25 protein-coding genes are annotated in these 24264 nt (G+C 71.0%); 13 read left to right on the top strand and 12 right to left on the bottom strand.

What is annotated here, in order from left to right:
- Nucleotides 1–7: 7 nt before the first annotated feature.
- The 3 genes from EXE46_RS01875 to EXE46_RS01885 all read right to left on the bottom strand — a co-directional run bounded on the left by EXE46_RS01875 (nt 8) and on the right by EXE46_RS01885 (nt 2349).
- Entirely contained in the window at nt 8–1288 is a 1281-nt protein-coding gene (locus EXE46_RS01875) for an MFS transporter (protein ID WP_137686804.1), read from the bottom strand.
- Nucleotides 1285–1983 carry a TetR/AcrR family transcriptional regulator gene (locus tag EXE46_RS01880; RefSeq protein WP_137686805.1) on the bottom strand — a complete coding sequence of 233 codons (699 nt, stop codon included), beginning with the start codon at nt 1981–1983 and terminating at the stop codon, nt 1285–1287. Before EXE46_RS01880 ends, EXE46_RS01875 begins: the two co-directional genes overlap by 4 nt.
- A 171-nt stretch (nt 1984–2154) precedes the next feature.
- Complete coding sequence (locus tag EXE46_RS01885; RefSeq protein ID WP_004596869.1) at nt 2155–2349, bottom strand: cold-shock protein; 195 nt, start codon at nt 2347–2349, stop codon at nt 2155–2157.
- Nucleotides 2350–2631: 282 nt separating this feature from the next.
- Here EXE46_RS01885 and sdhC point away from each other — a divergent pair, with 282 nt between their 5' ends.
- The 6 genes from sdhC to EXE46_RS01915 all read left to right on the top strand — a co-directional run bounded on the left by sdhC (nt 2632) and on the right by EXE46_RS01915 (nt 7427).
- The gene (gene sdhC, locus EXE46_RS01890) at nt 2632–3057 is read left to right on the top strand and encodes a succinate dehydrogenase, cytochrome b556 subunit (protein ID WP_137686806.1); all 426 of its coding nucleotides are present in this window, start codon (nt 2632–2634) and stop codon (nt 3055–3057) included.
- A gap of 1 nt (nt 3058) precedes the next feature.
- A complete protein-coding gene (locus EXE46_RS01895) occupies nt 3059–3430 on the top strand; it encodes a succinate dehydrogenase hydrophobic membrane anchor subunit (RefSeq protein WP_004596874.1) in 372 nt (123 codons plus the stop codon).
- Between the two features lie 7 nt (nt 3431–3437).
- A complete protein-coding gene (locus EXE46_RS01900) occupies nt 3438–4328 on the top strand; it encodes a succinate dehydrogenase/fumarate reductase iron-sulfur subunit (RefSeq protein WP_137686807.1) in 891 nt (296 codons plus the stop codon).
- A gap of 53 nt (nt 4329–4381) precedes the next feature.
- A complete protein-coding gene (locus tag EXE46_RS01905) occupies nt 4382–6211 on the top strand; it encodes an FAD-binding protein (protein WP_137686808.1) in 1830 nt (609 codons plus the stop codon).
- Between the two features lie 237 nt (nt 6212–6448).
- Nucleotides 6449–6676, top strand: coding sequence for a helix-turn-helix domain-containing protein (locus EXE46_RS01910; RefSeq protein WP_137686809.1), 228 nt, complete (start codon nt 6449–6451; stop codon nt 6674–6676).
- 115 nt (nt 6677–6791) lie between these two features.
- Nucleotides 6792–7427: a uracil-DNA glycosylase family protein gene (locus tag EXE46_RS01915; RefSeq protein WP_137686810.1), complete on the top strand. Its 636-nt coding sequence runs from the start codon at nt 6792–6794 to the stop codon at nt 7425–7427.
- Between the two features lie 53 nt (nt 7428–7480).
- On the opposite strand, the gene EXE46_RS01920 is transcribed toward EXE46_RS01915, so the two are convergent.
- Nucleotides 7481–8656: an NAD-binding protein gene (locus tag EXE46_RS01920; RefSeq protein WP_137686811.1), complete on the bottom strand. Its 1176-nt coding sequence runs from the start codon at nt 8654–8656 to the stop codon at nt 7481–7483.
- A 119-nt stretch (nt 8657–8775) separates the two neighbouring features.
- On the opposite strand from EXE46_RS01920, the gene EXE46_RS01925 reads away from it, so the two are divergent.
- From EXE46_RS01925 to EXE46_RS01940, 4 genes are all read left to right on the top strand, one after another.
- Nucleotides 8776–10050: a potassium channel family protein gene (locus EXE46_RS01925; protein WP_137686812.1), complete on the top strand. Its 1275-nt coding sequence runs from the start codon at nt 8776–8778 to the stop codon at nt 10048–10050.
- Complete coding sequence (locus EXE46_RS01930) at nt 10047–11399, top strand: TrkA C-terminal domain-containing protein (RefSeq protein WP_137686813.1); 1353 nt, start codon at nt 10047–10049, stop codon at nt 11397–11399. The genes EXE46_RS01925 and EXE46_RS01930 overlap by 4 nt, the downstream gene beginning before the upstream one ends.
- A gap of 22 nt (nt 11400–11421) precedes the next feature.
- Nucleotides 11422–11694 carry a ubiquitin-like small modifier protein 1 gene (locus EXE46_RS01935; protein ID WP_137686814.1) on the top strand — a complete coding sequence of 91 codons (273 nt, stop codon included), beginning with the start codon at nt 11422–11424 and terminating at the stop codon, nt 11692–11694.
- A gap of 73 nt (nt 11695–11767) precedes the next feature.
- Nucleotides 11768–12853 (top strand): deoxyhypusine synthase, encoded by a 1086-nt coding sequence (locus EXE46_RS01940; protein WP_137686815.1) that lies wholly within the window; start codon nt 11768–11770, stop codon nt 12851–12853.
- 355 nt (nt 12854–13208) lie between these two features.
- Here the strand turns inward: EXE46_RS01940 and EXE46_RS01945 are convergent, their stop codons facing one another.
- The 5 genes from EXE46_RS01945 to EXE46_RS01965 form a co-directional block, all read right to left on the bottom strand.
- Nucleotides 13209–14243 carry an LLM class flavin-dependent oxidoreductase gene (locus EXE46_RS01945; protein WP_137686816.1) on the bottom strand — a complete coding sequence of 345 codons (1035 nt, stop codon included), beginning with the start codon at nt 14241–14243 and terminating at the stop codon, nt 13209–13211.
- Between the two features lie 127 nt (nt 14244–14370).
- On the bottom strand, nt 14371–14547 hold the full coding sequence (locus tag EXE46_RS01950; RefSeq protein WP_006112801.1) for a 50S ribosomal protein L37e: 177 nt from the start codon (nt 14545–14547) through the stop codon (nt 14371–14373).
- Nucleotides 14544–14786: an LSM domain-containing protein gene (locus EXE46_RS01955; RefSeq protein ID WP_137686817.1), complete on the bottom strand. Its 243-nt coding sequence runs from the start codon at nt 14784–14786 to the stop codon at nt 14544–14546. Before EXE46_RS01955 ends, EXE46_RS01950 begins: the two co-directional genes overlap by 4 nt.
- Before the next feature lie 168 nt (nt 14787–14954).
- Nucleotides 14955–16283, bottom strand: a complete 1329-nt coding sequence (locus EXE46_RS01960; RefSeq protein ID WP_137686818.1) for a hypothetical protein — start codon at nt 16281–16283, stop codon at nt 14955–14957.
- Nucleotides 16280–16936 carry a hypothetical protein gene (locus EXE46_RS01965; protein ID WP_137686819.1) on the bottom strand — a complete coding sequence of 219 codons (657 nt, stop codon included), beginning with the start codon at nt 16934–16936 and terminating at the stop codon, nt 16280–16282. Before EXE46_RS01965 ends, EXE46_RS01960 begins: the two co-directional genes overlap by 4 nt.
- Nucleotides 16937–17211: 275 nt before the next feature.
- On the opposite strand from EXE46_RS01965, the gene EXE46_RS01970 reads away from it, so the two are divergent.
- The 3 genes from EXE46_RS01970 to EXE46_RS01980 all read left to right on the top strand — a co-directional run bounded on the left by EXE46_RS01970 (nt 17212) and on the right by EXE46_RS01980 (nt 20684).
- Nucleotides 17212–18564 carry a ribonuclease J gene (locus EXE46_RS01970; RefSeq protein WP_137686865.1) on the top strand — a complete coding sequence of 451 codons (1353 nt, stop codon included), beginning with the start codon at nt 17212–17214 and terminating at the stop codon, nt 18562–18564.
- On the top strand, nt 18561–19607 hold the full coding sequence (idsA3, locus tag EXE46_RS01975; protein WP_137686820.1) for a geranylfarnesyl diphosphate synthase: 1047 nt from the start codon (nt 18561–18563) through the stop codon (nt 19605–19607). The genes EXE46_RS01970 and idsA3 overlap by 4 nt, the downstream gene beginning before the upstream one ends.
- A gap of 162 nt (nt 19608–19769) precedes the next feature.
- Nucleotides 19770–20684: a DMT family transporter gene (locus EXE46_RS01980; protein WP_137686821.1), complete on the top strand. Its 915-nt coding sequence runs from the start codon at nt 19770–19772 to the stop codon at nt 20682–20684.
- 45 nt (nt 20685–20729) lie between these two features.
- On the opposite strand, the gene EXE46_RS01985 is transcribed toward EXE46_RS01980, so the two are convergent.
- The 3 genes from EXE46_RS01985 to EXE46_RS01995 form a co-directional block, all read right to left on the bottom strand.
- Nucleotides 20730–21776, bottom strand: coding sequence for a hypothetical protein (locus EXE46_RS01985; RefSeq protein ID WP_137686822.1), 1047 nt, complete (start codon nt 21774–21776; stop codon nt 20730–20732).
- On the bottom strand, nt 21773–22951 hold the full coding sequence (locus EXE46_RS01990; protein WP_241981483.1) for a S49 family peptidase: 1179 nt from the start codon (nt 22949–22951) through the stop codon (nt 21773–21775). The genes EXE46_RS01985 and EXE46_RS01990 overlap by 4 nt, the downstream gene beginning before the upstream one ends.
- Before the next feature lie 136 nt (nt 22952–23087).
- Entirely contained in the window at nt 23088–24221 is a 1134-nt protein-coding gene (locus tag EXE46_RS01995) for a hypothetical protein (protein ID WP_137686824.1), read from the bottom strand.
- Nucleotides 24222–24264 lie beyond the last annotated feature (43 nt).

Below are 24264 nucleotides of genomic sequence, written 5' to 3' on the forward strand. Positions count from 1 at the left end.
GTCGCGTCTACGGATCCGCCGCGTTCGACCGCTGGTTCGGGGCGGTCTCGTCCGCGACGCGCCCGGGGAGGAACGTGCCGGTCTCCCGACGGACGCCGAAGAGGAGGACGACACCGGCCAAGAGCGGGAGGGCGGCGCAGGCGGCGTAGATCGGCGTGAATCCGATCGCCTCGATCAGCGGGAGCGACACCATGGGCCCGAGGCCGCCGCCCACGTCGCCGAGGACGTTGTTCGTCCCCGACGCGCGCCCCATCCGCTCGTCGGGCGTGAGGTCCGCGAGCAGCGCCATCATCGGACCGCTCGTCCCGCCCTGCCCGGCGCCGATGAAGACGCAGGCGAGCCCCAGAGAGAGGACCGAGCCGGCCCGCGCGAGCAGCAGGAACCCGACGAACGAGACGACGAGGAACGTCACGAGGATCGGCGTCCGCGACTCCCGGGTGTCGGAGATCCGCCCGCCGACGAGCATGAAGAACGCCGCCGAGAGGACCGTGCCGGCCATGAACAGCCCCGAGGTGCCCTGCGGGGCGAGCCCGAACAGCGAGATGTCGTTCGCGCCGAGGAACAGCACGAGCGTCGAGAACAGCGCGCCGATGTACGCGAACATCAGCCCGAAGTTGACCAGCCCGACCGTCACGGCGGGGACGGCGGTGTCGACCTCCCACGGCTTGATCGAGTCGCCGGAGCGGTCGCCCGTGACGTGCGTCTCCGGCACGTACCGGTACGCGACGACGCTCGCGGTCAGCGCGAAGGCGGCGGCGACGGCGAACGCGGCGACGTTGCCCGCGACCGCGGAGACGACGCCGCCGAGGACCAGCCCGGCCGGGAACCCCATCGTGATCCCGCCGCGGACGATCCCCATGTTCGTCCCGCGATCGCCGCTGTCCGAGAGGTCGGCCGCGATGGTGTAGGCGGTCGCGAACACGGCCGCCGACCCCAACCCCCAGAGGACCCGCGCGAGCAGGAACCAGACCTCGGGCGCGATCCCCGCCGGGACGGCGAGCGCGACGACGTAGCCGAGCGTGGCGACCCCCTCGACGAATAGGCCGACGACGAACGGCGTCCGCGTCCCGTACCGGTCGACGAGGGCGCCGGCGGGCGCGTTCGCGACGAGCCGCACCCACCGGTTCGCCGAGAGTATCACGCCGACCATGAACGCCGAGATGCCGAGGACGGCGCCGAGATTCGGGAGGATCGGGAAGACGACGCCCCCGCCGAAGCCGACGAAGAAGGTGCTCGCGATCACCGCGAGCAGCACCGGCGGCGGCCGCTCGAACCCGAGGCGGCTCATTCGGTGGCGTCCGCGCCTCCGTTCGCGTCCGAGTCCGGATCCCGCCGGAGCGCCTCGATCGACGCGTCGAGCGGTGGTAGCTCCACTCCCTCGACGAGCAGCGGCTCGACGATCCGCCGCAGGGTCGCCTCGGCCACGGTGCGGGTGTAGCCGTCGTCCCCGTCGTCGCGCACGGAGTCGGCGAGCGTGATCTGCCGAGTTCGCGCGCCGTCGAGCGTCGCCACGATCATCGCCGCCGTCTCCTCGACGTCGACCTCGCGGAAGACGCCGGCCTCGATGCCGTCCGCGAGGATGTCGGCGACGGTCCCCCGGAGCAGCCGGTCGCTGCGCGCCAGCTGCTCGCGGATCCGCTCGTTGAACGGCCCCTGTGTCCGAAGCTCCTGTAACGCGATGTGGAACGCCTCAAGGTCGGTCTCGTCGGGGGCGAAGACGAACCACCCGATGAACTGGACCAGCCGCTCGACGGGCGGGTCGTCGGCGCGGGCCGCGATCCGCTCCTCGGAGTCGGAGACGATGTACTCCATGAAGGCGACGAGCAGGCCCTCCTTCGTGTCGTAGTGGTAGTGGAGCAGCGACTTGCTCTTCGAACACTCGTCGGCGATGTCCTGCATCGTCAGGTCGGCGTAGCCGTGAGCGCGGAGGGCGCTGTACACCCCGTCCATGATCTCCGCTGCCGCGCTCGGCGAGTCGCTCATTGACTGACCGGTCAGTCAACGAGCGGTAAATCCCTATCGGTCGGGTCGCTCGACGGCGCGTCCGACCGTCGCCGACGCGGTCCGTCGCTTACGGCGGAACGCGGTTCGGCGCCGCCGCTCGGGGAACGAGAACAGTCGAAAAGCCGATTCGCCTCGGGTGCCGTCGCCGACTTACAGACGGGTGACGTTCGACGCGCGCGGACCCTTGTCCGCCTCCTCGATGTCGAACTCGACTTCCTGACCCTCTTCGAGGTCCGGGCCGCCGACGTCCTCCATGTGGAAGAACACGTCCTCGTCCGCGTCGTCAGTCGAAATGAAACCGTAGCCGCCAGTGTCGTTGAAGAAGTCAACTTCGCCTTTCGCCATTGCGACCGAAGAAGCGTGACTGGCACATATAAGGCTTCCGCGACGACTCGCGGCGTGGAACCACGTCTCACGGGGCGGCTCTGGGGCGACCCCACGGCGCGGCTCTGGAGCGACCCCACGGCGCGGCTCTGGAGCGACCCCACGGCGCGGCTCTGGAGCGACCCACGATGCGGCTCCGGAACGACTCGTCTCGGTCGCGAGCCGCCGCCGAGTTCCCGGACGTGGGAGCGAGCGCCGCCGTGTTAGTAACTACTATACGACCCCGGTTCAGAACCGTTAGGTATGAGTCAGTCGTACAATCGAGGCCTCATCGAGGACTTCGGCCGTTGGCGGGAGTTCGAGGCGGGGATGTGGGCGTGGATCTTCCACAAGTTCACCGGATGGGTGCTCATCGGGTACCTGTTCACGCACATCGCCGTGTTGAGCACGGGGATCCCGGCGGCCGGTGCCGGCGAGGCGGCGATCGCTGCGGGAAACGACGTGTACACCCAGACGATCGTCTCCTTGGAGGGACTGCTGCTCGTTCGCCTCCTCGAGGTCGGCCTGCTCGCGGTGGCGGTCTTCCACATGCTCAACGGGACCCGACTCCTCCTCACCGACCTCGGCGTCGGGCTGGACGCACAGGACAAGAGCTTCTACGCGTCGCTGATCTTGACCGGAGCGATCACCGTCGCGTCCGTGCCGACGTTCATCGCGGGGGCGTTCTGAGATGGCCGAGCGCTACTCCTCGTTCCAGTCCGGCGGCCGGATGTGGTTCCTCCAGCGGGTCACGGCGGTCTTCCTGCTGGTCGTCCTGGCGTTCCACTTCTTCCTGCTCCACTTCGTCCACCACGCCGACGAGGTGTCGTTCCTCGCCAGCTCGGCGCGGATGGAGCAGCTGAGCTACTACTCGCTGATGATCCTCTTCCTCGTGACCGCGACGTTCCACGGGGTCAACGGCGTCTACAACGCCTTGGTGAACCAGGGGCTCACCGGCACGAAACGCACCGTGATCAAGTGGACGCTCGTCGCCGCGAGCGTCGTGCTGATCGCGCAGGGAATCCGCACCGCGAACGCGTGGGCGGGCATCGGACTCTACTGAACCGACCATGAGCACGCAAATTCCGAAACAGACCGAGGAATCGACCGAGACCGACGCCGAGACGGAGCCCGCCTCGAAGGGCGACGAGCGCCGCGCCGAGAAGCGGCGCCGCGCGGCCGAGCGCCGCGAACAGCGGCAGGAGGAGGAGGCCGAGAAGGCGGCCGCCGACGAGAGTACGGTCGAGCTGAAGGTGTTCCGCTACGACCCGCAGGTCGAGGGGAAACAGGAGCCGCGGTTCGACACGTTCCACGTCCCGTTCACGAAGGGGATGACCGTCCTCGACGCGCTGATGTACGCGCGCGACACGTACGACTCCTCGCTCACGTTCCGGCACTCCTGCCGGCAGGCGGTGTGCGGGTCCGACGCCATGTTCGTCAACGGCGGCCAGAAGCTGGCGTGTAAGACGCAGATCTCGGACCTCCAACAGCCGGTCCGCGTCGAACCGCTCCCCCACGCCGAGGTGACGAAGGACCTCGTCGTCGACATGGAGCACTTCTACGACCAGATGGAGGCCGTCGAGCCGTACTTCCAGACGAACGAGTACCCGGACGGCGAACTCGAAGAGCAGCGACAGGACCGGGAGAACCGCGAGAAGATCAAGATGTCCACGCGCTGTATCTGGTGTGGCGCGTGTATGTCCTCGTGTAACATCGCCGCGGGCGACAACGAGTACCTCGGGCCGGCCGCGATCAACAAGGCGTACCGGTTCGCGATGGACGAGCGCGAGGGCGAGGAGATGAAACAGAAGCGGCTGGAGATCATCGAGCAGGAGCACGGCGTCTGGCGGTGCCAGACCCAGTTCTCCTGTACGGAGGTGTGTCCGAAGGACATCCCCCTCACCGAGCACATCCAGGAGCTGAAGCGCGAGGCGGTCAAAAACAACCTGAAGTTCTGGTAATCCCGACAGACAGTATCAAGGGACTCCGGAACCTACGAAATTACATCCCAACAATGTACGAACACGACGTCGTCGTCGTCGGGGCCGGCGGGGCCGGACTCCGGGCGGCGATCGCGGCACAGGAAGCGGGCGCGGACGTGGCGATGGTGTCGAAGCTCCATCCCGTCCGGTCGCACACGGGCGCGGCAGAGGGCGGTATCAACGCGGCGCTGCGCGACGCCGACTCCTGGGAGGACCACGCGTACGACACGATGAAGGGGTCCGACTACCTCGGCGACGCGCCCGCGGTCGAGGCGCTCTGTCAGGAGAGCCCCGAGGAGGTCATCCGCCTCGAACACTGGGGGATGCCGTTCTCCCGCGAGGACGACGGACGCGTCTCCCAGCGGCCGTTCGGCGGCCTCTCGTTCCCGCGCACGACGTACGCGGGCGCCGAGACCGGCCACCAGATGCTCCACACGATGTACGAGCAGGTGGTCAAACGAGGAATTACGGTGTACGACGAGTGGCACGTGATGGATCTCGCCGTCACCGACGAGGACGACCCCGCGGAGCGGACCTGCCACGGCGTCGTCGCCTACGACATCCAGAGCGGTGAGATCAACGGGTTCCGCGCCGAGGACGGCGTCATCCTCGCGACCGGCGGGATGGGGCAGGTGTTCGACCACACCACCAACGCGGTGGCGAACACCGGCGACGGCGTCGCGATGGCGTACCGCGCCGGCGTCCCGATGGAGGACATGGAGTTCATCCAGTTCCACCCGACGACGCTGCCGTCGACCGGCGTCCTCATCTCCGAGGGCGTCCGCGGCGAGGGTGGTATCCTCTACAACGAGGACGGCGAGCGGTTCATGTTCGAGCACGGCTACGCGAACAACGACGGCGAGCTCGCCTCCCGCGACGTGGTCTCCCGCGCCGAGCTCACCGAGGTCAACGAGGGCCGCGGCATCGAGGACGAGTACGTCCACCTCGACATGCGGCACCTCGGCGAGGAGCGGATCCTCGACCGGCTGGAGAACATCCTCCACCTCGCGGAGGACTTCGAGGGGGCCGACGGGCTGACGGAGCCGATGCCGGTCAAGCCCGGCCAGCACTACGCGATGGGCGGCATCGAGACGAACGAGTTCGGCGAGACCGTCATCGACGGGCTGTACGCCGCCGGCGAGTGCGCGTGCGCCTCCGTTCACGGCGCGAACCGGCTCGGCGGGAACGCCCTGCCCGAGCTCATCGTCTTCGGCAAGCGCGCCGGTCGCCACGCCGCGGGCGAGGAGATGGGCGAGGCGGAGATCGAGACCGGCCGCTCCGGCGACTGGCAGCCCGCCGACTACGAGTTCGGCGTCGAGGTCGGCGAGACCGGCGACTCGGGCCCCGCCGCGGCCGACGGCGGCGCCGTGGCGACCGACGCCGAGAGCGTCGTCGGCGGCGCCGTCGGCCGGGCGAAGGAGCGCGTCGAGGAACTGCTCTCGCGGGAGGGCCGCAACCACGCGGAGATCCGTTCCGCGGTCCAGGAGACGATGACGGCCAACGTCAACGTGTTCCGCGAGGAGGACCGGCTCGGGGAGACCCTCGAAGACCTCCGCGAGGCGCGCGAGGCGTACAAGGACGTCGCGGTGTCGGACCCGTCGCGGACGTTCAACACCGACCTCATCCACACGATCGAGACGCGTAACATCTTGGACATCGCGGAGGCGCTGACGATGGGCGCGCTCGCCCGCGAGGAGTTCCGGGGCGCCCACTGGCGCAAGAAACACCAGGAGCGCAAAGACGACGAGTGGCTGAAACACACGCTCATCTCGTGGAACGACGGCGAGCCGGAGCTGTGGTACAAGCCGGTCGTCCTCGAAGGCGAGAACAAGACGTACGAGCCGAAGACCCGCTCGTACTGAGCCGGTTCGGCGCGCGGCGTCGCGGTCCGGCGCGTCCCACCGGATCGTTCACGATTCCTTATCCGACGACGGTCGAAATATGGCGTCGATACGCGTCGACACGCCGTTCGTCGATCGACGTCTCCTGTGCGAAAACCTCTATATCGGCGTCGTTTTGCTCTCTCCGACGCGTTCGGCGTGTTTCGACGACTGTTGAATAGGGGATTTATTATCGTCGAACTCAACGGATCGGACAAGATGATCGAGACGGAACCCGCGTCCGCGGCGGCTCCGGCGTTACCCCGGGAGCTCCAGTCGCCCCGCGCCAAGCTGGTGTACCTGTACCTGACGACGAACGGCGACGCGACCGTTTCCGAGATGGGCGAGTCGCTCGGGATGAAGAAGCTCTCCCTGTACAGCATCCTGAAAACCCTCCGCAGCGAGGGGCTCGTCGACTGCGACGGCGACTGTTACGTCCCCAACTGACGCGAGCGCGTCGCTCTTCTCCCCGCTCGCTTCGTCCTCCTCGCTTTCCCCACCGCTCTCTTCGCCCCCGGCCGCGCGCCGGAGCGTTTAGGGGTGCGCGGCGTCCACTCCGACCGTGGACGCGAACCAGACGGAGTTCGAGAACCCGTTCGGAATGGACGCCGACTGCGAGAACTGCGACGAGCTGTGCGGCGCCCGCGACCGCGTCGTCCACGGCTACGGCGACGTCGGCGCCGAGTTCCTCGTCGTGGGGACCGCGCCGACGGCGGCCGCCGAGCGCAACGGCGTCCCCTTCACCGGCGACGATGGCGGCGAGCGCGTCCAGTCGATCTTCGCCGACCTCAGATTCGTCCGGTCGGCGCCCGACGCCGCGGAGCCGGACGTACAGAACCTCTTCGTCACGAACCTGACGCGCTGTCGACATCCCGACCGCGATCCGACGGACCGCGAGGTCGACACCTGCGAACCGTTCCTCAACGCGGAGATCCGGATGATAAACCCGCAGATCATCGTGCCGGTCGGCGACCGACCGCTCCGCGAACTGGCCGTCGAGTACACGACGCGCCGGCCGGACTCGTTCGACGTCGACGCCGAACACGCGACGACGATCCGCGGCCGCGGGTTCGAGCTCGTGCCGATGAAAGAGCCGGTCGAGATGAGCGACGACGAGGCGGACGCCTTCCGCGATCACATGCGCGAGAACGTGTTGAGCCGAGATTACCGCCAGACGAAGGGTCGCCGGAGCCGCTGAGCGTCACCGGCGAGGTGGGGTTCGGGGGCCGCCGCGCTCGGCGTCGCCCGCGCTCAGTCGTCGAGGTCGACGTCGTCGAGGATTCCCTCGGTCGCGTCCTTGCTGTCGGCGCCGAACGCGCAGTCGACGAGGATGTGGCCGCCGAGCGTCGACGGCGATATCACTTGGTCGGCGCCGGCCCGGCGGAGCTTGTCGACGTTCTCCCGTTGGGTCGCCGCCGCGACGATCCGCACGTCCGGGTTGAGCTGCCGGGCGGTGAGGATCGCGAGCGCGTCCCGCGCGTCGTCCTCGGTCGCGGCGACCACCGCGCTGGCGCCGGCGAGGTTCACTCGTTCGAGCGGCTCGACGTCGCTCGGGTCCGCGGTGTACACCGGGATATCGCGGTCGGCGAGGCGGCGCGCGACCGTCTCGTCGGGCGTCACCACGGCGTACTCGACGCCGTCGCGGGCGGCGAGCTCTTCGAGAATCGGTTCCGTCAGGTCCCCGTAGCCTAACACGAGGACGTGGTCGTCGAGGAGGTCTATCTGTCTGTCTGTCATCTTTCCGAGCGCCTTGGAGAGCTGCGCCTCGATGGCGGGCGTGAGGAGGACCCCGAGCGCCACCGCGAAGGCGGCGACGTTCACCACGAGCGAGGAGAGCGCGAACAGCTGTGCGATGTCGGAGGCCGGGCCGGCCGCCGGGTGTACGTCCCCGTACCCCACCGTCGAGGCGGTGACGACGGTGAAGTAGAACGCGTCGACGATCGTCTCTATCCCCTCGAACTGGTCGCGGAGCGCGTACGACCCGACCGTCCCGTACGCCACCGCTCCCACGAGCGCCGCGCCCGCGGCCAACTGCGTCGGCGACGGGCTGAACGAGCGGTCGAACCGCCCGCGGTTGATCACGAGCGTCGGCGCGGACAGGACGGACAGCGCCACGAGCGGGAACGACAGGACCGACGCCTGCATCAAGCCCTGAAGCGCCGTCAGCGGCAGCAACACCGCCGCCGAGTACCACCCGACGCGGTACCCGTTCCGCAGCGCGAAGCCGCTCCCGAACATCGCGAAGCCGGTGATCGTCCCCGTGAAGCCGACCGTCTGCCGGACGACGCCGGGCACGTACGGGGCGAGCGGCCCGTCGACGCCGAGCCCGCCGATCTGGGCGAGCCCGGCGAGGATCGACAACACCGCGACCGCGAACGTCAGGAGGATCGACGCTCGAACGGTCACCCAGTCCCGGGTCAGCTCCATACCCCCGGGTCGCCGAGATCGAACTTAAACCCCGCGAGGCCGATCGAGTCCGGGCCTTCCCCGAGCCGCCCGGCTCTCGCGCCGATACACGTTTAACCGACCCGTCGGTTGACACGGGTATGTCGCTGCCCGTCGAGATCGTCTTCGGCGTCTACCTCGGCGTCATCACCGGGATCGTCCCCGCGCTGGTGGCCGGGACCCTCGGGTTCGTGTTCAAGTACGTGACCGACGTGACGATCCCCGGGCTCGGGGTGGTCGTGCTGTCGCTCGCGATCGCCGGCGTCAACGGCGGCCTGCTCGCGCTCAACGACGAGACGATACGGTCATCGGAGCGCGCGCCGGCGATCCTCACGGCGATCGTCGTGGTGTTGATGATCTCGATGTACGCCCACGCGCAGGGCGACCGGCTCGGCGCCAGCGTTCCGAAGCGAATCTCGCTCAAGCAGCTCCGCGACCGGACGCTCTCGACCGACGTGATCGAGCTCGTCGGCGGCCGGGGGCGCGTCTCCGTCGAGGTCGCCGGCGAGGTGAACGACATGGAGGGGTACCCGCCGCTGCCGGCCGACACGCGGCGCGCCATCCTCGACGGCGACTGGACGTTCCCCGCCGACCTCCCGCTCGCGGAGCTCGAAGACCGCTTCGCGGAGCGGCTCCGGACCGAACTCGACCTCGCCGACGTGGCGGTCCGGATCGACGAGCAGGCCCGCGCGACGGTCTCCGCCGCGCCGCCGACCGGTGCGCTCTCGAAGCGTGTCCCGGCCGGGAAGCGCGCAGTGTCGGTGTCGGCGCTCGTGCCGACCGGCATCGCCCGCGGCGACGTCGTCCGCGTGGTCACGCCCGACCTCGACGCGGAGGGCGCCGTGATCGCCGCCCGGTCGAGCGGAGAGCCGGAGCCGGGCGCCGGCGCGCCGCCCGCGCCCGACTCTCCCGGCGGCGACGGCGCGACTCCGGACCCGGACGAGGACGCTCGGACCGACGGCGGCGAGGCCGAGGTCGCCGCCCCGCCGGCGGCGACCGCGCCAACGACGACCGGCGGCGAGGGACGGGTGACGCTCGCGCTCGACCGCTCCGAGGCGGCGGCGCTCCTCCGCGCCGACCGCGGGCGCGTGCTGGTGCTGTCGCGGGGCACCCGCCGCGAGTACGAGCTCACGGCCCTCCTGCGGCGGGCCGGGAAGCGGTTCAGGAAGGTCTCCGTCGTCGCTGACGGTCCGTTGGACGGCCACACGATCGGCGAGGCGGAGGTCCGCGAGACGTACGACGTGGCCGTCCTCGCCGCCCGTCACGACTCGTGGCGCGTCGCGCCCGACGGGTCGCAGCCCCTGTCGGCGGGCGACGACCTGTTCGTCGTCGGGAGCCGAGACGCGCTCGACCGGTTCGCCGAGGTGGCGGCGTGACCCCCGCGCTCGCCGTCCTCGCCGCCGTCGACGCGGCCCTCGCTTCCTTCACCGCCGTCGACGCGGTCCCCGTCGTCCTCGCCGCCGTCGACGTCGGCTTCGCCCAGCCGCGGCAGGCGGCGGTCACCCTCCTCACGTTCGCGGTCGTCGCCGTCCTCGTCGCCGGGGGCGCGGCGCTGGCGTACCGCTGGTACTTCCGGACGGAGATCCCCGAGGGAGTGACCGGCCTGCTCGGCGTTTCGGTCGTCGCGCTGTACCTCAACACGACCTCGCTGGGGTCGGTCGCGGTCGGCGACAACCCGGCGCTGTTGGCGCCGGAAAGCGTCTTCTTCAACCTCGTCTCGCTCGGCGTCGCGGCGGTGCTCGCTCCCGTCGGTCGGTACGCGGGCGATCGCCTCGCGGTCGACGTGTTCGCCCTCTCCGGCGCCAAGCAGCTCGAAGGGGAACTGAGCGGCGTCGTCCGCGCGGTCGGACGGTTCACCGCGGTGACGCTCCCGCCGGCCGACGAGATCGGCGACATGGACACGTACGACCCCGTCTCGCCGGAGAAGAAGGCCGAGCTCGCGGAGACGACGCTGCTGTTCCCGCGGAAGCTCTCGGAGGCGGACCTTCGGGAGCGACTCGTCGGCCGACTCAAAGACGAGTACGGCGTCGGCTACGTCGACGTCGACCTCGGCGCGGACGGAGCCGTCGACTACTTCGCGGTCGGCTCCCGCGCCGCGGGGCTCGGCCCGACGCTCGCGCCGGGGTCGGCGGCGATCGCGGTGTCGGCCGACCCGCCGAACAACGCCACCGTCGGCGACACGGTTCAGCTGTGGCGCGACGAGCCGGAGCCGGAGCGCGTCGCGACCGGCGAGCTGCGCGGCGTCGCCGGCGACGCGGTCACCGTCGCGCTCGACGAGTCGGACGCCGAACGGCTGACGGACGAGGAGGGGTATCGGGTCGTGACGCTTCCCGCGGAGCCGCAGGCGGACCGAGAGTTCGCCTCGCTGCTGCGGAACGCGGACGAGACGATGGCCTCGGTGACAGTCTCGGCCGGGAGCGACCTCGACGGCAGCACCGTCGGTGAGGTCGGCGCCGTCGTCGCCGCGGTCCGCCCGTCGGGGGGGTCCGTTCAGCCGATCCCGCCGCGCGCGTACGCCTTCGGCGCCGACGACTTGGTGTACCTCGTCGGGCGCCCGGACGCGATCCGGTCGTTCGAGGCGGCCGCCGCGGCCCGGCGAGGGGAGGACATCGACGGCCGGTCGGCGACGGGCGACGGCGATCCGGACGACCCCGACGGGGGAGCCGACCCCCTCGACGGCGAAGCGACCCGCTCGGACGCCGCCGACGGGACGCAACGCTCTTGAGCCGCGCGCGCGGCGATCCGCCATGGAGTGGAAGCTGTTCGCCGACCTCGCCGAGATCGCGGGCGACCGGGTCGTGACCGTCGACGCGGAGCCGGGCGAGACGGTCGGCGACGCGCTCGACGCGCTGCTGGACGCGCATCCCGACCTCAGGGAGCGCGTCATCGAGGACGGAACCGTCGCGGACCACATCAACGTCCTCCGGAACGGGCAGAGCGTCCGCCGCGACGACGGGCTCGACGCGACGCTGGAGGCCGGCGACGAGCTGGCGCTGTTCCCGCCGGTGAGCGGCGGGTAGCAGAGCCGCGACGTCGCGGGCGACTCACGCCCGGATCGGTCGTTTCAAACGCGCGCCGGCCCCATCCGGAGCCATGACCGACAGCGACGATGGGGCGCGGGACGACGCCGACCACGACCACAGCGACGACGCGCACGACGGCCACGAGCCGCACCGCGAGGAGTTCGGCGAGGACCCGGTGGGGCACACGCGCGCGACCGCCGGGATGACGGTGAGCGAGCTCGTCGAGGGCTACGGGGACGCCGGGATCGGCGCCGCCGCCGTCAACGAGGCGGGCGACGTGCTCGCTGAGATGTTCGAGAACGACGACTGTACCGTGTTCCTCTCGCTCGCCGGCGCGATGGTGCCCGCGGGGATGCGCCGGATCGTCGCCGACCTGATCCGCGACGGCTACGTCGACGCGCTGGTGACCACCGGGGCGAACCTCACGCACGACGCCATCGAGGCGATCGGCGGCAAACACCACCACGGGCGGACTCACGACCCCGAGAAGAGCCTCCGCGAGCACGACGAGGGGCTCCGCGACGAGGGCGTCGACCGCATCTACAACGTCTACCTCCCGCAGGAGCACTTCGCGGAGTTCGAGGGCCACCTCCGCGAGGAGGTGTTCCCGGCGCTGGAGGCCGACCCGGACGCGGACGGCACCGACGCCGTCTCCATCGCGGACCTCACGCGGGAGCTCGGCCGCGCGAACGCTGAGGTGAACGAGCGCGACGGCGTCCCGGAGGGGCCGGGCGTCGCGGCCGCGGCCTACGAGTGCGACGTGCCGGTCTACTGTCCCGCGGTCCAAGACTCCGTGTTGGGGCTTCAGGCGTGGATGTACGCCCAGACCGCGGACTTCACCCTCGACGCGCTCGCCGACATGACGGAGCTGACCGACCTCGCGTTCGAGGCCGACGACGCGGGCTGCCTGCTCGTCGGCGGCGGCGTCCCGAAGAACTTCACGCTCCAGACGATGCTCGTGACGCCGCGCGCGTACGACTACGCCGTCCAGATCACGATGGATCCCGAGGCGACCGGCGGGCTCTCGGGCGCGACCCTCGAAGAGGCGCGCTCGTGGGGGAAGCTGGAGAAGGACGCGCGCAACGCCTCCGTCTACGGCGACGCGACGGTGATGCTCCCGATGCTCGTCGCCGCCGCCCGCGACCGCGTGGAGTAGGAGCGCGAGTGCGGCCCTGACCGCACAACTGTTTATAAAACAATCCGCGGTGGCGCGTGCCTGCGAGCGGCCGCCGGGGGCGGCCGCGAGACAGCACGCGCGAGGGAGTCGCGAACGGAGTGAGCGACGAGGCTGGGGAGGCGTGAGGTGCGGTTGCGGTGCTGTGCGGGGCGGGACTCAAAGGGGCAGTCGCGAGCGCACCGAGCCGTCGCGGCTGGGGCTTGGGCGGTGTTCGCAGTCGATCCGTCAGCAACCATTTATAAATAAACCGCTGGGGTTTTGCGGTGTCCGTCACCGTCGGTCGACTTCTCCACCTAACTGAGCAATTGAGAACGTCCACCGCCCCCAAACCGACCTACTCTCGCCCGTCCAGATCCATCGCCTCGGCGAGCAGCGCGTGCGACTCCAAGGCGCCCTCGTGATCGGGCACCGTGTGCTGGATCATCATCTCGTCGACGCCCACCCGGTCGGCCAACTGCTCCAGCAACCCGCGGATCGTCTCCGGGCTCCCCGAGATCGAGCGCGGCCACTCGTCGGCGTCCAGCGTCGCGGGCGTCGGCTCGGGGGCGCCGCCGAGCTCGTCGACCGCCTCCTCGACGGTCGGTGTCTCGTCGCCGAGTTCGCCGCGCTGCATCCGCCGGAACGTCGCCTCGGCGGGCGCGCGCCGCCGAGCCGCCGCCTCGTCGGTCTCCGCGGCGACCGCGTTGACCGCCACCATCCCCCGCGGTTCGTCGAGGCCGCTGAGCCCGGTCTCGGGGTCGAACGCCTCGCGGTAGGCCGCGAACGCGCGCTCGGCGAACCCCGGGCGGATGAACCCCGCGAAGCAGTAGCGGAGTCCCAACTCCCCCGCGATCTCGCCGCTCGACGGACTCGATCCGAGCACCCACGGGACGGCCGGCCCGTCGGCCGATCCCGGCACCGAGAGGTCGCCGTACGGGTGGTCCGCGGGGTAGTCGTCGCGGAGGTGGTTCACGACCGCGGTGATCCGCTCGCGGTGGTCCTCGTTCGGGTTCTCGACGCGGCGGTCGGTGCCGAGCGCGCGGTCCGACGCGGGCGAGCCGTTCGCGCGCCCCATCCCGATGTCGACGCGGCCGGGCGCCAGCCCGTCGAGGACGCCGAACGACTCGGCCACCTTGAACGGCGCGTAGTGGTTGAGCAGCACGGCCCCGCTCCCGAGTCGGATCGAGTCGGTCGCCCCCGCGAGCCGCCCGAGCAGCACCTCGGGCGTGGTGCCCGCGAGTCGGTCGCCCATCCCGTGGTGTTCGGCGACCCAGAACCGCTCGTACCCCAGCCGCTCTGCGTGTTTCGCGGCCTCGACGGTGTTCGCGAACGCGTCCGCCGCGGTGCCGCCGCGGGGGACCGGCGAGAGGTCGACGACAGACAGGTCCATATCTCCGGTCGGCGACCGCTCCGGGAAACGGTTGGGGTCCCGGCGGTATCGTGGCGGAACGGGACCTCCAGATTACGAACGCGCTGCTACGCGAACGGAAACGAGAAGAACTCCGAGAAAACGCCGTTCAGTTGTCGCCGGTCTTCGACTGCCACGCGTAGTCGCGCCGGGAGGCGGACTCGCCGAAGCCGCACGAGGAGCAGCGCTCCTTCTTGACGTGGTAGGACTTCTCGCCGCAGCGTCGACACTTCACGTGAACCGTCTTGTTCTTTTTCCCCTGAGAGGGCGTACCTGCTCCGGTCATGCTTTGATGGTGACGACGTTATCGCCGCGTATAATCGTTGTGTCTTCGATCGCGACCGCGAACTCGCCGTCGAGGTCGTCGTCGACGCGGTCGTCCACGTCGCTTTCGGGCTCGATGACGACGTTCATGTGCTGGTCGTAGCCGCCCAAGATTCCGTAGTAGGTCGTGCCGTCCTTCAGGTGAACCGTCACCGGCTCCTCCAGCGACGCTTCGAGCACGTCGAGGGGTCGTCCACTCATTGTCCGTATCGCCGCCCGTCGCGGTAATAAAAATACCGGGACGACGACTCCGACGGCGCTCGCCGCCACCGACCGCAGTCGCCCCGTGAGGTCACGGCCGCCCACACCGACCGATCGCAGACTCACTCCCGCGGGTCGCCGTCGCTCACTCCCGCGAGTCGCCGTCGCTCACGCCAGCCGCTCGCGCACGAACGCCGTCGTCGCCGGAACGGCGCCCGCGTACAGGTCGACGTACGCCAACTCCGCCTGCGTCCGACGCGGCGAGGCGTACCCCTCTTCGATGCGGTCGGCGACGTACGCGAGCGTCTCCACCCCGGGTCGGACGAGCCGCCTCGCGAGCGGCCCGCCCCTCTCGACCGCGTCGCGAACCGCCGTGTGCGCCCGCTCCGCGGCCGATCGGACTGACGACTCCGAGGGTACTTCCCGGAACCGCCCGTCGCCGATCTCGGCGACCGCCCGGCGGCGCGCCTCGATGTCGGCCAGGCCGGTGCCGGCCTCGATCACGGCGGTCGCGTGTTCGCCGGCGTCGGCCGCCCGCTCCGCGTCCGTCACCGCCGACTCGGCCCGTCGCCCGCTCACGGCGAGCAGCTCCTGTGCGACCGTTCCGCTCAGGTCCTCGTCTCCCGACGGCGTTCCGTCGTTAGTCCGCCGCCGAACGGCCGCGCGCGTCCGGCTCACCGACCCCCGTAACTGCCCGGCCGCCGCGACCAGCGACGCCCACTGCGAGGTCGCTCCGTCGCGCCCGTCGAGGTACGCGTCTCGGAGTCCCTCGGCGTCGCTCGCGGCTGCCCGTGCGCGCTCGACGTGACCGACGACCTCGCCGGCTCGGAAGGGCTCGGCGATCGGGTCGTCCGGATACGTCACCCGCGGCTCGACGTGTCTCGCGCACTCCGCGAGCAGCGACTCGACCGGCTCGTACGCCAACACCGCCGCCGCGGGCGACTCGGCCCGGTACTCCAGTCCCGACGCGAGCGCCCCGCGGTCGTCGCGGACCGCGCGGCGCCGGGCGGCGAGGTCCACGCCGTCGTCGGTTCCGGTGGCGGCCCGGTGCGCGCCGCGGACCGCCGCGGCGTCTTCTCGACGGTGACGCCACGCGGAGAGGTCGTCGACCGGCCAGCCGTCGGGTATCTCGGCGTTCGCGCGCCGACTCGCCCGCTCGCGGTCGTCGCCGATCGCCGCGGCGACCGCCTCGTTCGGGATCGACGCCTCGGCCGGGACGGCGTCGAGCAGCTCGCGGGTCCGCGACTCGTGCGTCGATGCGAGCGACTCGGGAACGGTCACGGGGAACGGCGACGCCGGCCACTCGACCGGGCCGACGGCGTCGGACGGGAGCGACGCGGGCGCCTCCCGACGCTCCTCGCCGCCGGCGAACGGGACCCCCGAACACCCCGCCGTCGCCGCGGCGCCGGCCGCCGCGATCCCGGCGAGGAACCCGCGACGCGACCGCGATTCGCGACGCGGCTCGGACTCGCGATGCGACTCGGACTCGCGGGTCACGCGTCACCACCGCCGGAGCCGGCCGCGGCCGACGCGTTGAACACGGTCGGCGGCTCTCCTCGCCGACAGGACCCGCTCATCCCGCTGCCGCTCCCGGTCGAGCGGTCGGCGGCGACGGGGAGGCGGATCGCGAACCCGACGGTGTGGATCGCGTCCGCGTCGCAATCGACGTCCGCCGGGCGGTACGCCTGACAGAAGTCGGCGTGGGGGTGGAGGTCACCGTTCGCGAGCTCGTCGGGCTCGACGGACACGGACCGGAACCGGATCTCCCGACACGCCCGCACGGGCATCGCGAGGAGGTACGCCGACGCCGACTCGAAGTCGGTGGCAGCGAGGAACGTCCGGAGCCGCTCGCCCGCGCCCGTCCCGGCGAACGTGAGTTCGTCGATATCCGTCGCCGTGACCAACACGCGCCGCGTGCTGCGACGTTGGACCGCGCGCTCGTCCGTCGACAGCGACGGGAGCTCGTCGCCCTCGGCGACCAGCGCGCCGCCGCGCTCGTCGCGCGCCTTCTCCAGTTCGTAGTCGTCGATCCGTCGTTCGTCGCTGCTCGGGTAGCTGTTCGACGCGGAGTCGCTGCCCGAGCAGCCGGCGAGGGCGGCGAGACCTGACGCGGCCGCGAGGAGGGCTCGGCGGCGGGGAACGTCTCCCATCGGCGGCGATTCGGCCGAGAGCGGGAAACGCTTTGTGGGAAACGCCGCGCCTCGGCCCCTCGGCGTTCGGTTCGGACGCCGCTCCGGGACCGAACCCGGGAGTTTTTAACGTGCGCGGGAGTACGCCGAGGTACCACACTCCCGCGGGACACGGTGAGTCGCGGTGGCTCGGCCGTAGCGGGGCCTTCAACGACGCGCGGTAGGACGCAGCGCTGACGGCTCCTTGCGGGGTTTCAGTGACCGACGCCGACCACGGCGTCAGACACGACAACACCATGGAAATCGAAATTGCGACACTCGGCGGTTACGAAGAGGTCGGTCGACAGATGACGGCGGTTCGCGCGGGCGACGACATCGTCATCTTCGACATGGGCCTGAACCTCAGTAAGGTCCTCATCCACGACAACGTGGAGACCGAGAGCATGCACAGTCTCGACCTGATCGACATGGGAGCGATCCCGGACGATCGGGTGATGAGCGAACTGGAGGGCGACGTTCAGGCGATCGTCCCCACCCACGGTCACCTCGACCACATCGCGGGCATCCCGAAGCTCGCCCACCGCTACGACGCGCCCATCGTCTCCGCGCCGTACACGATCGAGCTGGTCCGCCAGCAGATCGAAGACGAGGGGAAGTTCCAGGTCGACAACGACCTCGTGAAGATGAAGCCGGGCGCCTCGATGGCGATCGGCGACTCCGAGCAGGTCGAACTCGAGTTCGTCAACGTCACCCACTCGATCATCGACGCGATCAACCCGGTCCTCCACACGCCCGAGGGCGCGGTCGTCTACGGTCTCGACAAGCGACTCGACCACGACCCCGTCATCGGCGACCCGATCGACATGGAGCGGTTCCGCGAGATCGGCCGTCAGGACGAGGGCGTCCTCGCGTACATCGAGGACTGTACGAACGCCGGGAAGAAGGGCCGGACGCCCTCCGAGTCGTACGCGAAGAAGCACGTCGAGGACACGCTCAAATCGATGGAGGACTACTCGGGCGGCATCATCGCGACCACCTTCTCCTCCCACATCGCCCGCGTGAAGACCCTCGTCGAGTACGCCCGCGAGATCGGCCGCCAGCCGGTCCTCCTCGGGCGCTCGATGGAGAAGTACTCGGGCACGGCCGAGCGGCTCGACTTCGTCGACTTCCAGGGCGACGTCGGCATGTACGGCCACCGGAAGTCCGTCGACCGCGCGTTCAAGCGCATCATGAAGGAGGGGAAGGGGAACTTCCTCCCCATCGTGACGGGCCACCAGGGCGAGCCGCGCGCGATGTTGACCCGCATGGGCCGCGGCGAGACGCCGTACGAAATCGACGACGGCGACAAGGTCGTCTTCAGCGCGAGCGTCATCCCGGAGCCCACCAACGAGGGGCAGCGCTACCAGTCCGAACAGCTGCTTCGGATGCAGGGCGCGCGCCTGTACGACGACATCCACGTCTCCGGCCACCTCCGCGAGGAGGGCCACTACGAGATGCTGCAGGCGCTCCAGCCTCAGCACCTCATTCCGGCGCACCAGACGCTGAAGGGCCGCTCGCCGTACGTCGACCTCGCGAAGTCGCAGGGGTACAAGCTCGGACGTGACGTGCACGTCACGCAGAACGGATCCACCATCCAGCTCGTCGAATGACGAGCGAGACGAAGGAGGCGCGGGTGCTCGACGCCATCCGCGAGCGGCGCGAGCTGGTCAACGCCGCTATCGACGAGGAGCTGCCGGTCCAAGAGCCCGAGCGGCTGTACGAGGCGACCCGCTACATCCTCGAAGCGGGCGGGAAGCGGCTCCGCCCGACGGTGACGACGCTGGCCGCGGAGGCCGTCACCGGCACCGAGCCGATGGGCGCCGACTTCCGTTCGTTCCCGTCTCTCGGCGGCGACGACGTCGACGTGATGCGGGCGGCGGTCGCCATCGAGGTGATCCAGTCGTTCACGCTGATCCACGACGACATCATGGACGAGGACGACCTGCGCCGGGGCGTTCCCGCGGTCCACGAGGCGTACGACGTCTCGACGGCGATCCTCGCGGGCGACACGCTCTACTCGAAGGCGTTCGAGTTCATGACCGAGACGGGCGCGGACCCGCAACACGGGCTCGAAGCGATGCGGATGCTCGCGTCGACCTGTACCGAGATCTGCGAGGGGCAGGCGCTCGACGTCGCCTTCGAGAGCCGCGACGACATCCTCCCGGACGAGTACTTGGAGATGGTCGAGCTGAAGACCGCGGTGCTGTACGGCGCCTCGGCCGCGACCCCCGCGTTGCTGCTCGGCGCGGACGACGAGGTGGTCGACGCCCTCTACCGGTACGGGATCGACTCCGGGCGCGCGTTCCAGATACAGGACGACGTGCTCGATCTGACCGTCCCGTCGGCGGACCTCGGCAAGCAGCGCGGCTCCGACCTCGTCGAGGGGAAGGAGACGCTCATCACGCTCCACGCCCGCCAGCAGGGGGTCGACGTCGACGGGCTCGTCGACGCCGACACGCCCGCGGAGGTGACGGAGGCGGCGATCGACGACGCGGTCGCCGCCCTAGAGGAGGTCGGCTCGATCGAGTACGCCCGCGAGACCGCCGAGGACCTCACCGCGCGGTCGAAGGAGCACTTGGAACTCCTCCCCGAGAGCGGCTCCCGTAGCCTGCTCGAAGACCTCGCGGACTACCTCATCGTCCGCGGCTACTGAACGGCCCCTCCGCGACCCCCGGCGACGGGCGGGTTCGCGACGCCGACACCGTAGCCCGAACCGCGACGGGCGGACACCGGCGGTCCGGGACGCGACGGGAGGATACCGGCCGTCCGGGCCGCGACGAACACCGCTTTACCCCCGGCTCTCGTTCGGTCGACCGTGTCACGGTACCGAGACGTCCTCCTGTTTTTCACCCTCGCCCTGCTGTGGGGCGGCTCCTTCGTCGCCATCGAGGTCGGCCTCGACTACTACCCGCCGGTGTTGTACGCCGCGTACCGGTTCTACGTGGCGGCGCTGGCGCTGATCTCGTACGTGCTGCTCACGCAGGAGGAGCCGTTCCCGCGGACTCGCGGCGACCTCGCCGCGATCGGGTTCAGCGGCGGGCTGTCGGTGGCCGCGAACAACAGCCTGCTGTTCGTCGGGCAGCAGTACACGACCAGCGGTATCGCCTCGATCACCTACAGCCTCGTCCCCATCGCGACCGCGGCGGTCGCCGCCCTGTGGATCGGCGGGGCGGACCTCGACGCGCGCGGCGCGGTCGGGGTCGTCTTAGCATTCCTCGGCGTCGGGCTCGTCGCGCAGCCCGACCCCGCGAACCTCGGCGGCGGCGTCGCGGTCGGCGTCGGGCTGATCGCGGTCGGCGTGATCGCCGTCGCGGTCGGCAGCGTCGGCCTTCGGACCGTCGAGACGTCCTTTTCCAGCGTCGCGCTCACCGGATGGGCGATGGGGTTCGGCGCGCTCGCCATCCACGCGCTCAGCCTCGGGATTGGCGAGAGCCAGCGGCTGCCGGCCACGGCGCCGCGGGCGCTCCTCGCGCTCGGGTTCCTCGGACTGCTCTCGTCGGCGGTGGCGTACACGATCTACTTCACGCTGCTCGACCGGCTCGGTCCCTTCGAGATCAACCTCGTCTCCTACGTCGTACCGATCGTGGCGACCGTCGCGGGCGCCCTCCTGCTCGCCGAGCCGGTGACGGCGTTCACCGTCGCCGGCTTCGTCGTCATCGTCCTCGGGTTCGGACTGCTGAAGCGCCGCGAGATCGCCGACGCGGCCGCCGGGATCCGGTTCCCCGGGTAGAAAACATCGGCCGCGCGGCGACGCGCCGTTACGGGTCGGCGCCGGCTAGGCGGTCGCGTTCCCGGACGGCTCGGTCGGTTCGGGCGGCGGCGTCGCCCCGCCCGGCGGGACCGCTCCCCCCGGCGGGACCGCGCCGCCCGGCCCGAACGACACGTCCGGCGCCTCGCCCGTCACGAGGAAGTCCGCGACGTTTCCGATCAGGACGCCGTTGTCGGCGCGGCCGGCGTTCTCCGGTTCGAGGAAGCTCGAATCGCCTATCACCGCGAGCGAGTCGCTGCGGACCGCGACGCCGTACGAGCCGGCCTCGCGGGTCGTCGACAGCCGCGACGTCTCCGCGGTGGCGAGCGTCGCCGAGCCGTCCGCGACCCCCACGGGTGCGGCGCCGCGGAAGACGACCCGCTCGACGCCCTCGGTCAGCGACCCCGTCTCGGTCGGCTCGACGAGGACGCTGAGGTAGTTCGCGTCGTTGTTCTCCATGTCGTACACGTAGCCCGCCTCGCCGTAGACGCCGAACGGCGAGCCGAAGTCGGTGAGCGCGCCCGCACCGCCCGGATCGCTCGTCACCAGCGTCCGGCCGCCGGCGTCGACGAACGACTCCACGGCGTCGGCGTCGGTCGCGGACAGGGCGCCGGGACTGGTGGTGACGAACGCGTCCGCGTCCGAGAGCATCGACGGCAGCGTCTCGCCGCTCGTGATGCCGCCGTAGAACCGCACCTCGTGTCCGTTCTCGATGAGCGCGGCGGTGAGCGGCGTGACGCCGCGCCGGACGCCACCGAGGGTTCCGATGTCCGCTTCCGCGGGCGCGTCGCCGTCCTCGATCGGGAGGATCGACGTGCCGCCGCCGAGTCCCGTGGTCCCGCCGCCGAGGTGGACGACGACGACGTTCGACGGCTCGGTGCTCTCCATCTCGACCGCGCCGCCCTCGCTGACCGTCTCGGGCTCGACCGAATCCAGCTGCCAGTGGTCGTCCGCGACCGCGTCGGTCTCCGGCGGCCCGCCGTCGAGGACGACGCCGCCGACGGCGGCGACGCCGACCACGGCGAGGAAGACGAGCGCGAACGCGCCGACCGTCGTTCGGAGGTCGACGCTCACGCGCCCTCACCCCCGTTCGTCGCGGCCGAATCCTCGTCGCTCGTCGTCTCCGCGGCGGCGCCGTCCGCGGGCAGTCGCCCGGTGTAGCTCGTCATCACCACGTCGTCGCCGACGGTCTCGTCCCACGCCTCCGGCGCGACCGCGAGGACGAGCCCGTCGCCGAGTTCCTCCTCGCCCCCGTCGGCGACGACGATCGTCCCGTCGTCGCGTTCCAGCAGCGGAATGCCGGCGGGCACGGGGCTCTCCGTGCGGCGCGTGTCGACCGCGTAGTCTTCCATCCCCGCCTCCGCGGCGGCGTCGGCGACCGCGCCGTCGACGAAGCCGAACCGGTCCGCGAAGCCGTTCGCGACCGCCTCGGTGCCGAGGTAGGCGTCGGCGTGAGCGATCGCCTCGCGGTCGAGTTCGATCTCGTCGCCGCGCTGCTCGATCACGTTCTCGATGAAGAGGTTCGCGAGCGTCTGTCGCCGCTCGCGCTGCGTGTCGGGGTCGCTCCCCCGCTTGTCCGGCCCGGTCGTCCCCGCGTTGGGGCCGCTCGGGGCCGGCGCGGTGCCGGCGACGCCGACGCTGCCGACCGCCTGCGCCGAGGGCGCGACGTAGATCCGGTCGGCCGGCGCGATCGCGAGGTAGGCGCCGGACGCGCCGAGCGTGTCGACCGCGGCGTACACCGGCATCACGGACGCGGTGCGGTCGACCGCGGCGTACATCCGCTCGCTCTGCGCCGGGAGGCCGCCCCCGCTGTCGACCTCCAGCACGACCGCCTCGATCGAGTCGTTCATGCGGGCGTCGCGGAGGTTGTCCTCGACGTGCTGGGCGGTCCCGGAGTCGATCGTCCCGTCGATCTCGATCACGGCGACCGTCCCGTCGGGCCCGGTCACGGCGCCGTACACGCCGGGCGCGACGAGCAGCCCCGCGGCGACCGCGAGGACTGCCGCGACGCCGACGGCGTGTCGGGTCCCGATCCGGTCGAGGACCGACGCGGACGGGTCTGTCGCCGTCGGTCGGTCGGTCGCTGTCGGTCGGTCGGTCGCTGCCGTTCGCTCGGCCGTCGGCGCCGACCGATCCGCGGGGGCCGACGATCCCGTTGGGGTCGTCGGATCGCCGTCGTCCGTCGGTTCGTCTATTGGCTCGTCCGTCGATTCGTCCGGCGGTTCCGAAGGCGGGTCTTCGGAGCTCATCCGGCCGTCCTCGTTCGATACCGCTGTCGTGGCGTGTGGTCTGTCGTCGTCATCGTGTGTTCGCTCGCGCGTCGGTCTCCGCTCGATACGTTCGACTGTTCGCCCACGTCGGGCGCTCCGGCGGTGGCGGCGTCGCTCACGCGTTCGCCACTCCGATCCGGTCGCCGACGGTCGTTCCGAACAGCGAGGCGTGGGCGGCGAAGAGGTCGCCGTCGGCGGCGGCGTCGACGATCACGGTCCGCCCGTGTCGAGTGACCGTCGCGTCGGAAAGCGAGGTCTCTCCCTCCCTGGCGGCCCGGGCGATCGCCTTCGCCGTCTCCCTGTCGAGGCGCCGCGGGTCCGCGACCGCGCCGTACCGCAGCGCGACGCTCGGCCCGTCGGACGCTCCGGCCGTGCCGCCCTCCTCCGAGTTCCCGTCGGTCACGCGCAGCGCCGCCCCGACCGCGCCCGCGGCGTCGAGCGCGGTGCGGAGTTCGTCCGGCGCGTCGGCGAGCGCGCTCCGGAGGTGATCGCGTGCGTCCGGCCCGAGGTCGACGCACACTGTTGCGTCGCCGCCGAGCAGCGAGGGGAGCGGGCCGTAGCTCGCGGTCGCTCCCGCCCGCCGTCGCGTTCCGTCGCCGGCTCCGTCGCCGACTCCGGCGTCGCGGTGCGCGGCGGCGACGGCGGCGGTCGGGCCGTACGCGGCGACGAGTTCGCCGGGCGCCACGGCGACCGCGGAGCCGAGGCTCCGCGCCCGGAACCGGGCGAACCCGCTCCCCTCGTCCGCCTCGCGAGTCACCTCGGGGTCGGCGTCCAGTTCGGCGGCCAGCGCGGCCGCGTCGACGTCGCCGACCGCCACGGCGCACCCCTCCGGGCCGTCCGCGGTGAGCGCGGCGCCGCCCGTCGCCCGCCGCATCGCGGCGAGCGACACGCTCTCGTACCGGTCGAGCAGTTGTCGGAGCCGGCCGCCGACCCCGCTCGGGAGGCCGGTCGCGGTCAGGACTGCGGGGTCGAGTCGTCCGGTGACGACGGTGTCGACGGCGTTCGACGCTTCCGCGGCCGGATCGTAGGTCCCGGCGGCGACCGCCGACCGCGGCTCGTCGGATTCCGGGGCTGCGCCGCCGCTCGCCGGCTCGCCGTCGGTCGCGCCGCCGCGGGTCGCGGTCGGCTCGATCCCGAGGGTCGCGTCGGGCGGCGGTTCGGCCGTCAGGGCCTCGATCGGTCCGCCGACTCCCAGCCCGGTCGCCGCGAGCGCCGCTAGGCGCTTCGCGAACGTTCGCTTGGAGGGCATCGTTTCATGTGTTTCCTGTCGCGTAATAATACTACCGGGTGAC

The organism is Halorubrum sp. GN11_10-6_MGM (assembly GCF_005435165.1).
Taxonomy (GTDB): Archaea; Halobacteriota; Halobacteria; order Halobacteriales; family Haloferacaceae; genus Halorubrum.

Coding starts and splice junctions, on each gene's coding strand:
- EXE46_RS01875 (WP_137686804.1), bottom strand. CDS start 1,288: ATGAGCCGCCTCGGGTTCGAGCGGCCGCCGCCGGTGCTGCTCGCGGTG.
- EXE46_RS01880 (WP_137686805.1), bottom strand. CDS start 1,983: ATGAGCGACTCGCCGAGCGCGGCAGCGGAGATCATGGACGGGGTGTAC.
- EXE46_RS01885 (WP_004596869.1), bottom strand. CDS start 2,349: ATGGCGAAAGGCGAAGTTGACTTCTTCAACGACACTGGCGGCTACGGT.
- sdhC (WP_137686806.1), top strand. CDS start 2,632: ATGAGTCAGTCGTACAATCGAGGCCTCATCGAGGACTTCGGCCGTTGG.
- EXE46_RS01895 (WP_004596874.1), top strand. CDS start 3,059: ATGGCCGAGCGCTACTCCTCGTTCCAGTCCGGCGGCCGGATGTGGTTC.
- EXE46_RS01900 (WP_137686807.1), top strand. CDS start 3,438: ATGAGCACGCAAATTCCGAAACAGACCGAGGAATCGACCGAGACCGAC.
- EXE46_RS01905 (WP_137686808.1), top strand. CDS start 4,382: ATGTACGAACACGACGTCGTCGTCGTCGGGGCCGGCGGGGCCGGACTC.
- EXE46_RS01910 (WP_137686809.1), top strand. CDS start 6,449: ATGATCGAGACGGAACCCGCGTCCGCGGCGGCTCCGGCGTTACCCCGG.
- EXE46_RS01920 (WP_137686811.1), bottom strand. CDS start 8,656: ATGGAGCTGACCCGGGACTGGGTGACCGTTCGAGCGTCGATCCTCCTG.
- EXE46_RS01925 (WP_137686812.1), top strand. CDS start 8,776: ATGTCGCTGCCCGTCGAGATCGTCTTCGGCGTCTACCTCGGCGTCATC.
- EXE46_RS01935 (WP_137686814.1), top strand. CDS start 11,422: ATGGAGTGGAAGCTGTTCGCCGACCTCGCCGAGATCGCGGGCGACCGG.
- EXE46_RS01940 (WP_137686815.1), top strand. CDS start 11,768: ATGACCGACAGCGACGATGGGGCGCGGGACGACGCCGACCACGACCAC.
- EXE46_RS01945 (WP_137686816.1), bottom strand. CDS start 14,243: ATGGACCTGTCTGTCGTCGACCTCTCGCCGGTCCCCCGCGGCGGCACC.
- EXE46_RS01950 (WP_006112801.1), bottom strand. CDS start 14,547: ATGACCGGAGCAGGTACGCCCTCTCAGGGGAAAAAGAACAAGACGGTT.
- EXE46_RS01955 (WP_137686817.1), bottom strand. CDS start 14,786: ATGAGTGGACGACCCCTCGACGTGCTCGAAGCGTCGCTGGAGGAGCCG.
- EXE46_RS01965 (WP_137686819.1), bottom strand. CDS start 16,936: ATGGGAGACGTTCCCCGCCGCCGAGCCCTCCTCGCGGCCGCGTCAGGT.
- EXE46_RS01970 (WP_137686865.1), top strand. CDS start 17,212: ATGGAAATCGAAATTGCGACACTCGGCGGTTACGAAGAGGTCGGTCGA.
- idsA3 (WP_137686820.1), top strand. CDS start 18,561: ATGACGAGCGAGACGAAGGAGGCGCGGGTGCTCGACGCCATCCGCGAG.
- EXE46_RS01990 (WP_241981483.1), bottom strand. CDS start 22,951: ATGAGCTCCGAAGACCCGCCTTCGGAACCGCCGGACGAATCGACGGAC.
- EXE46_RS01995 (WP_137686824.1), bottom strand. CDS start 24,221: ATGCCCTCCAAGCGAACGTTCGCGAAGCGCCTAGCGGCGCTCGCGGCG.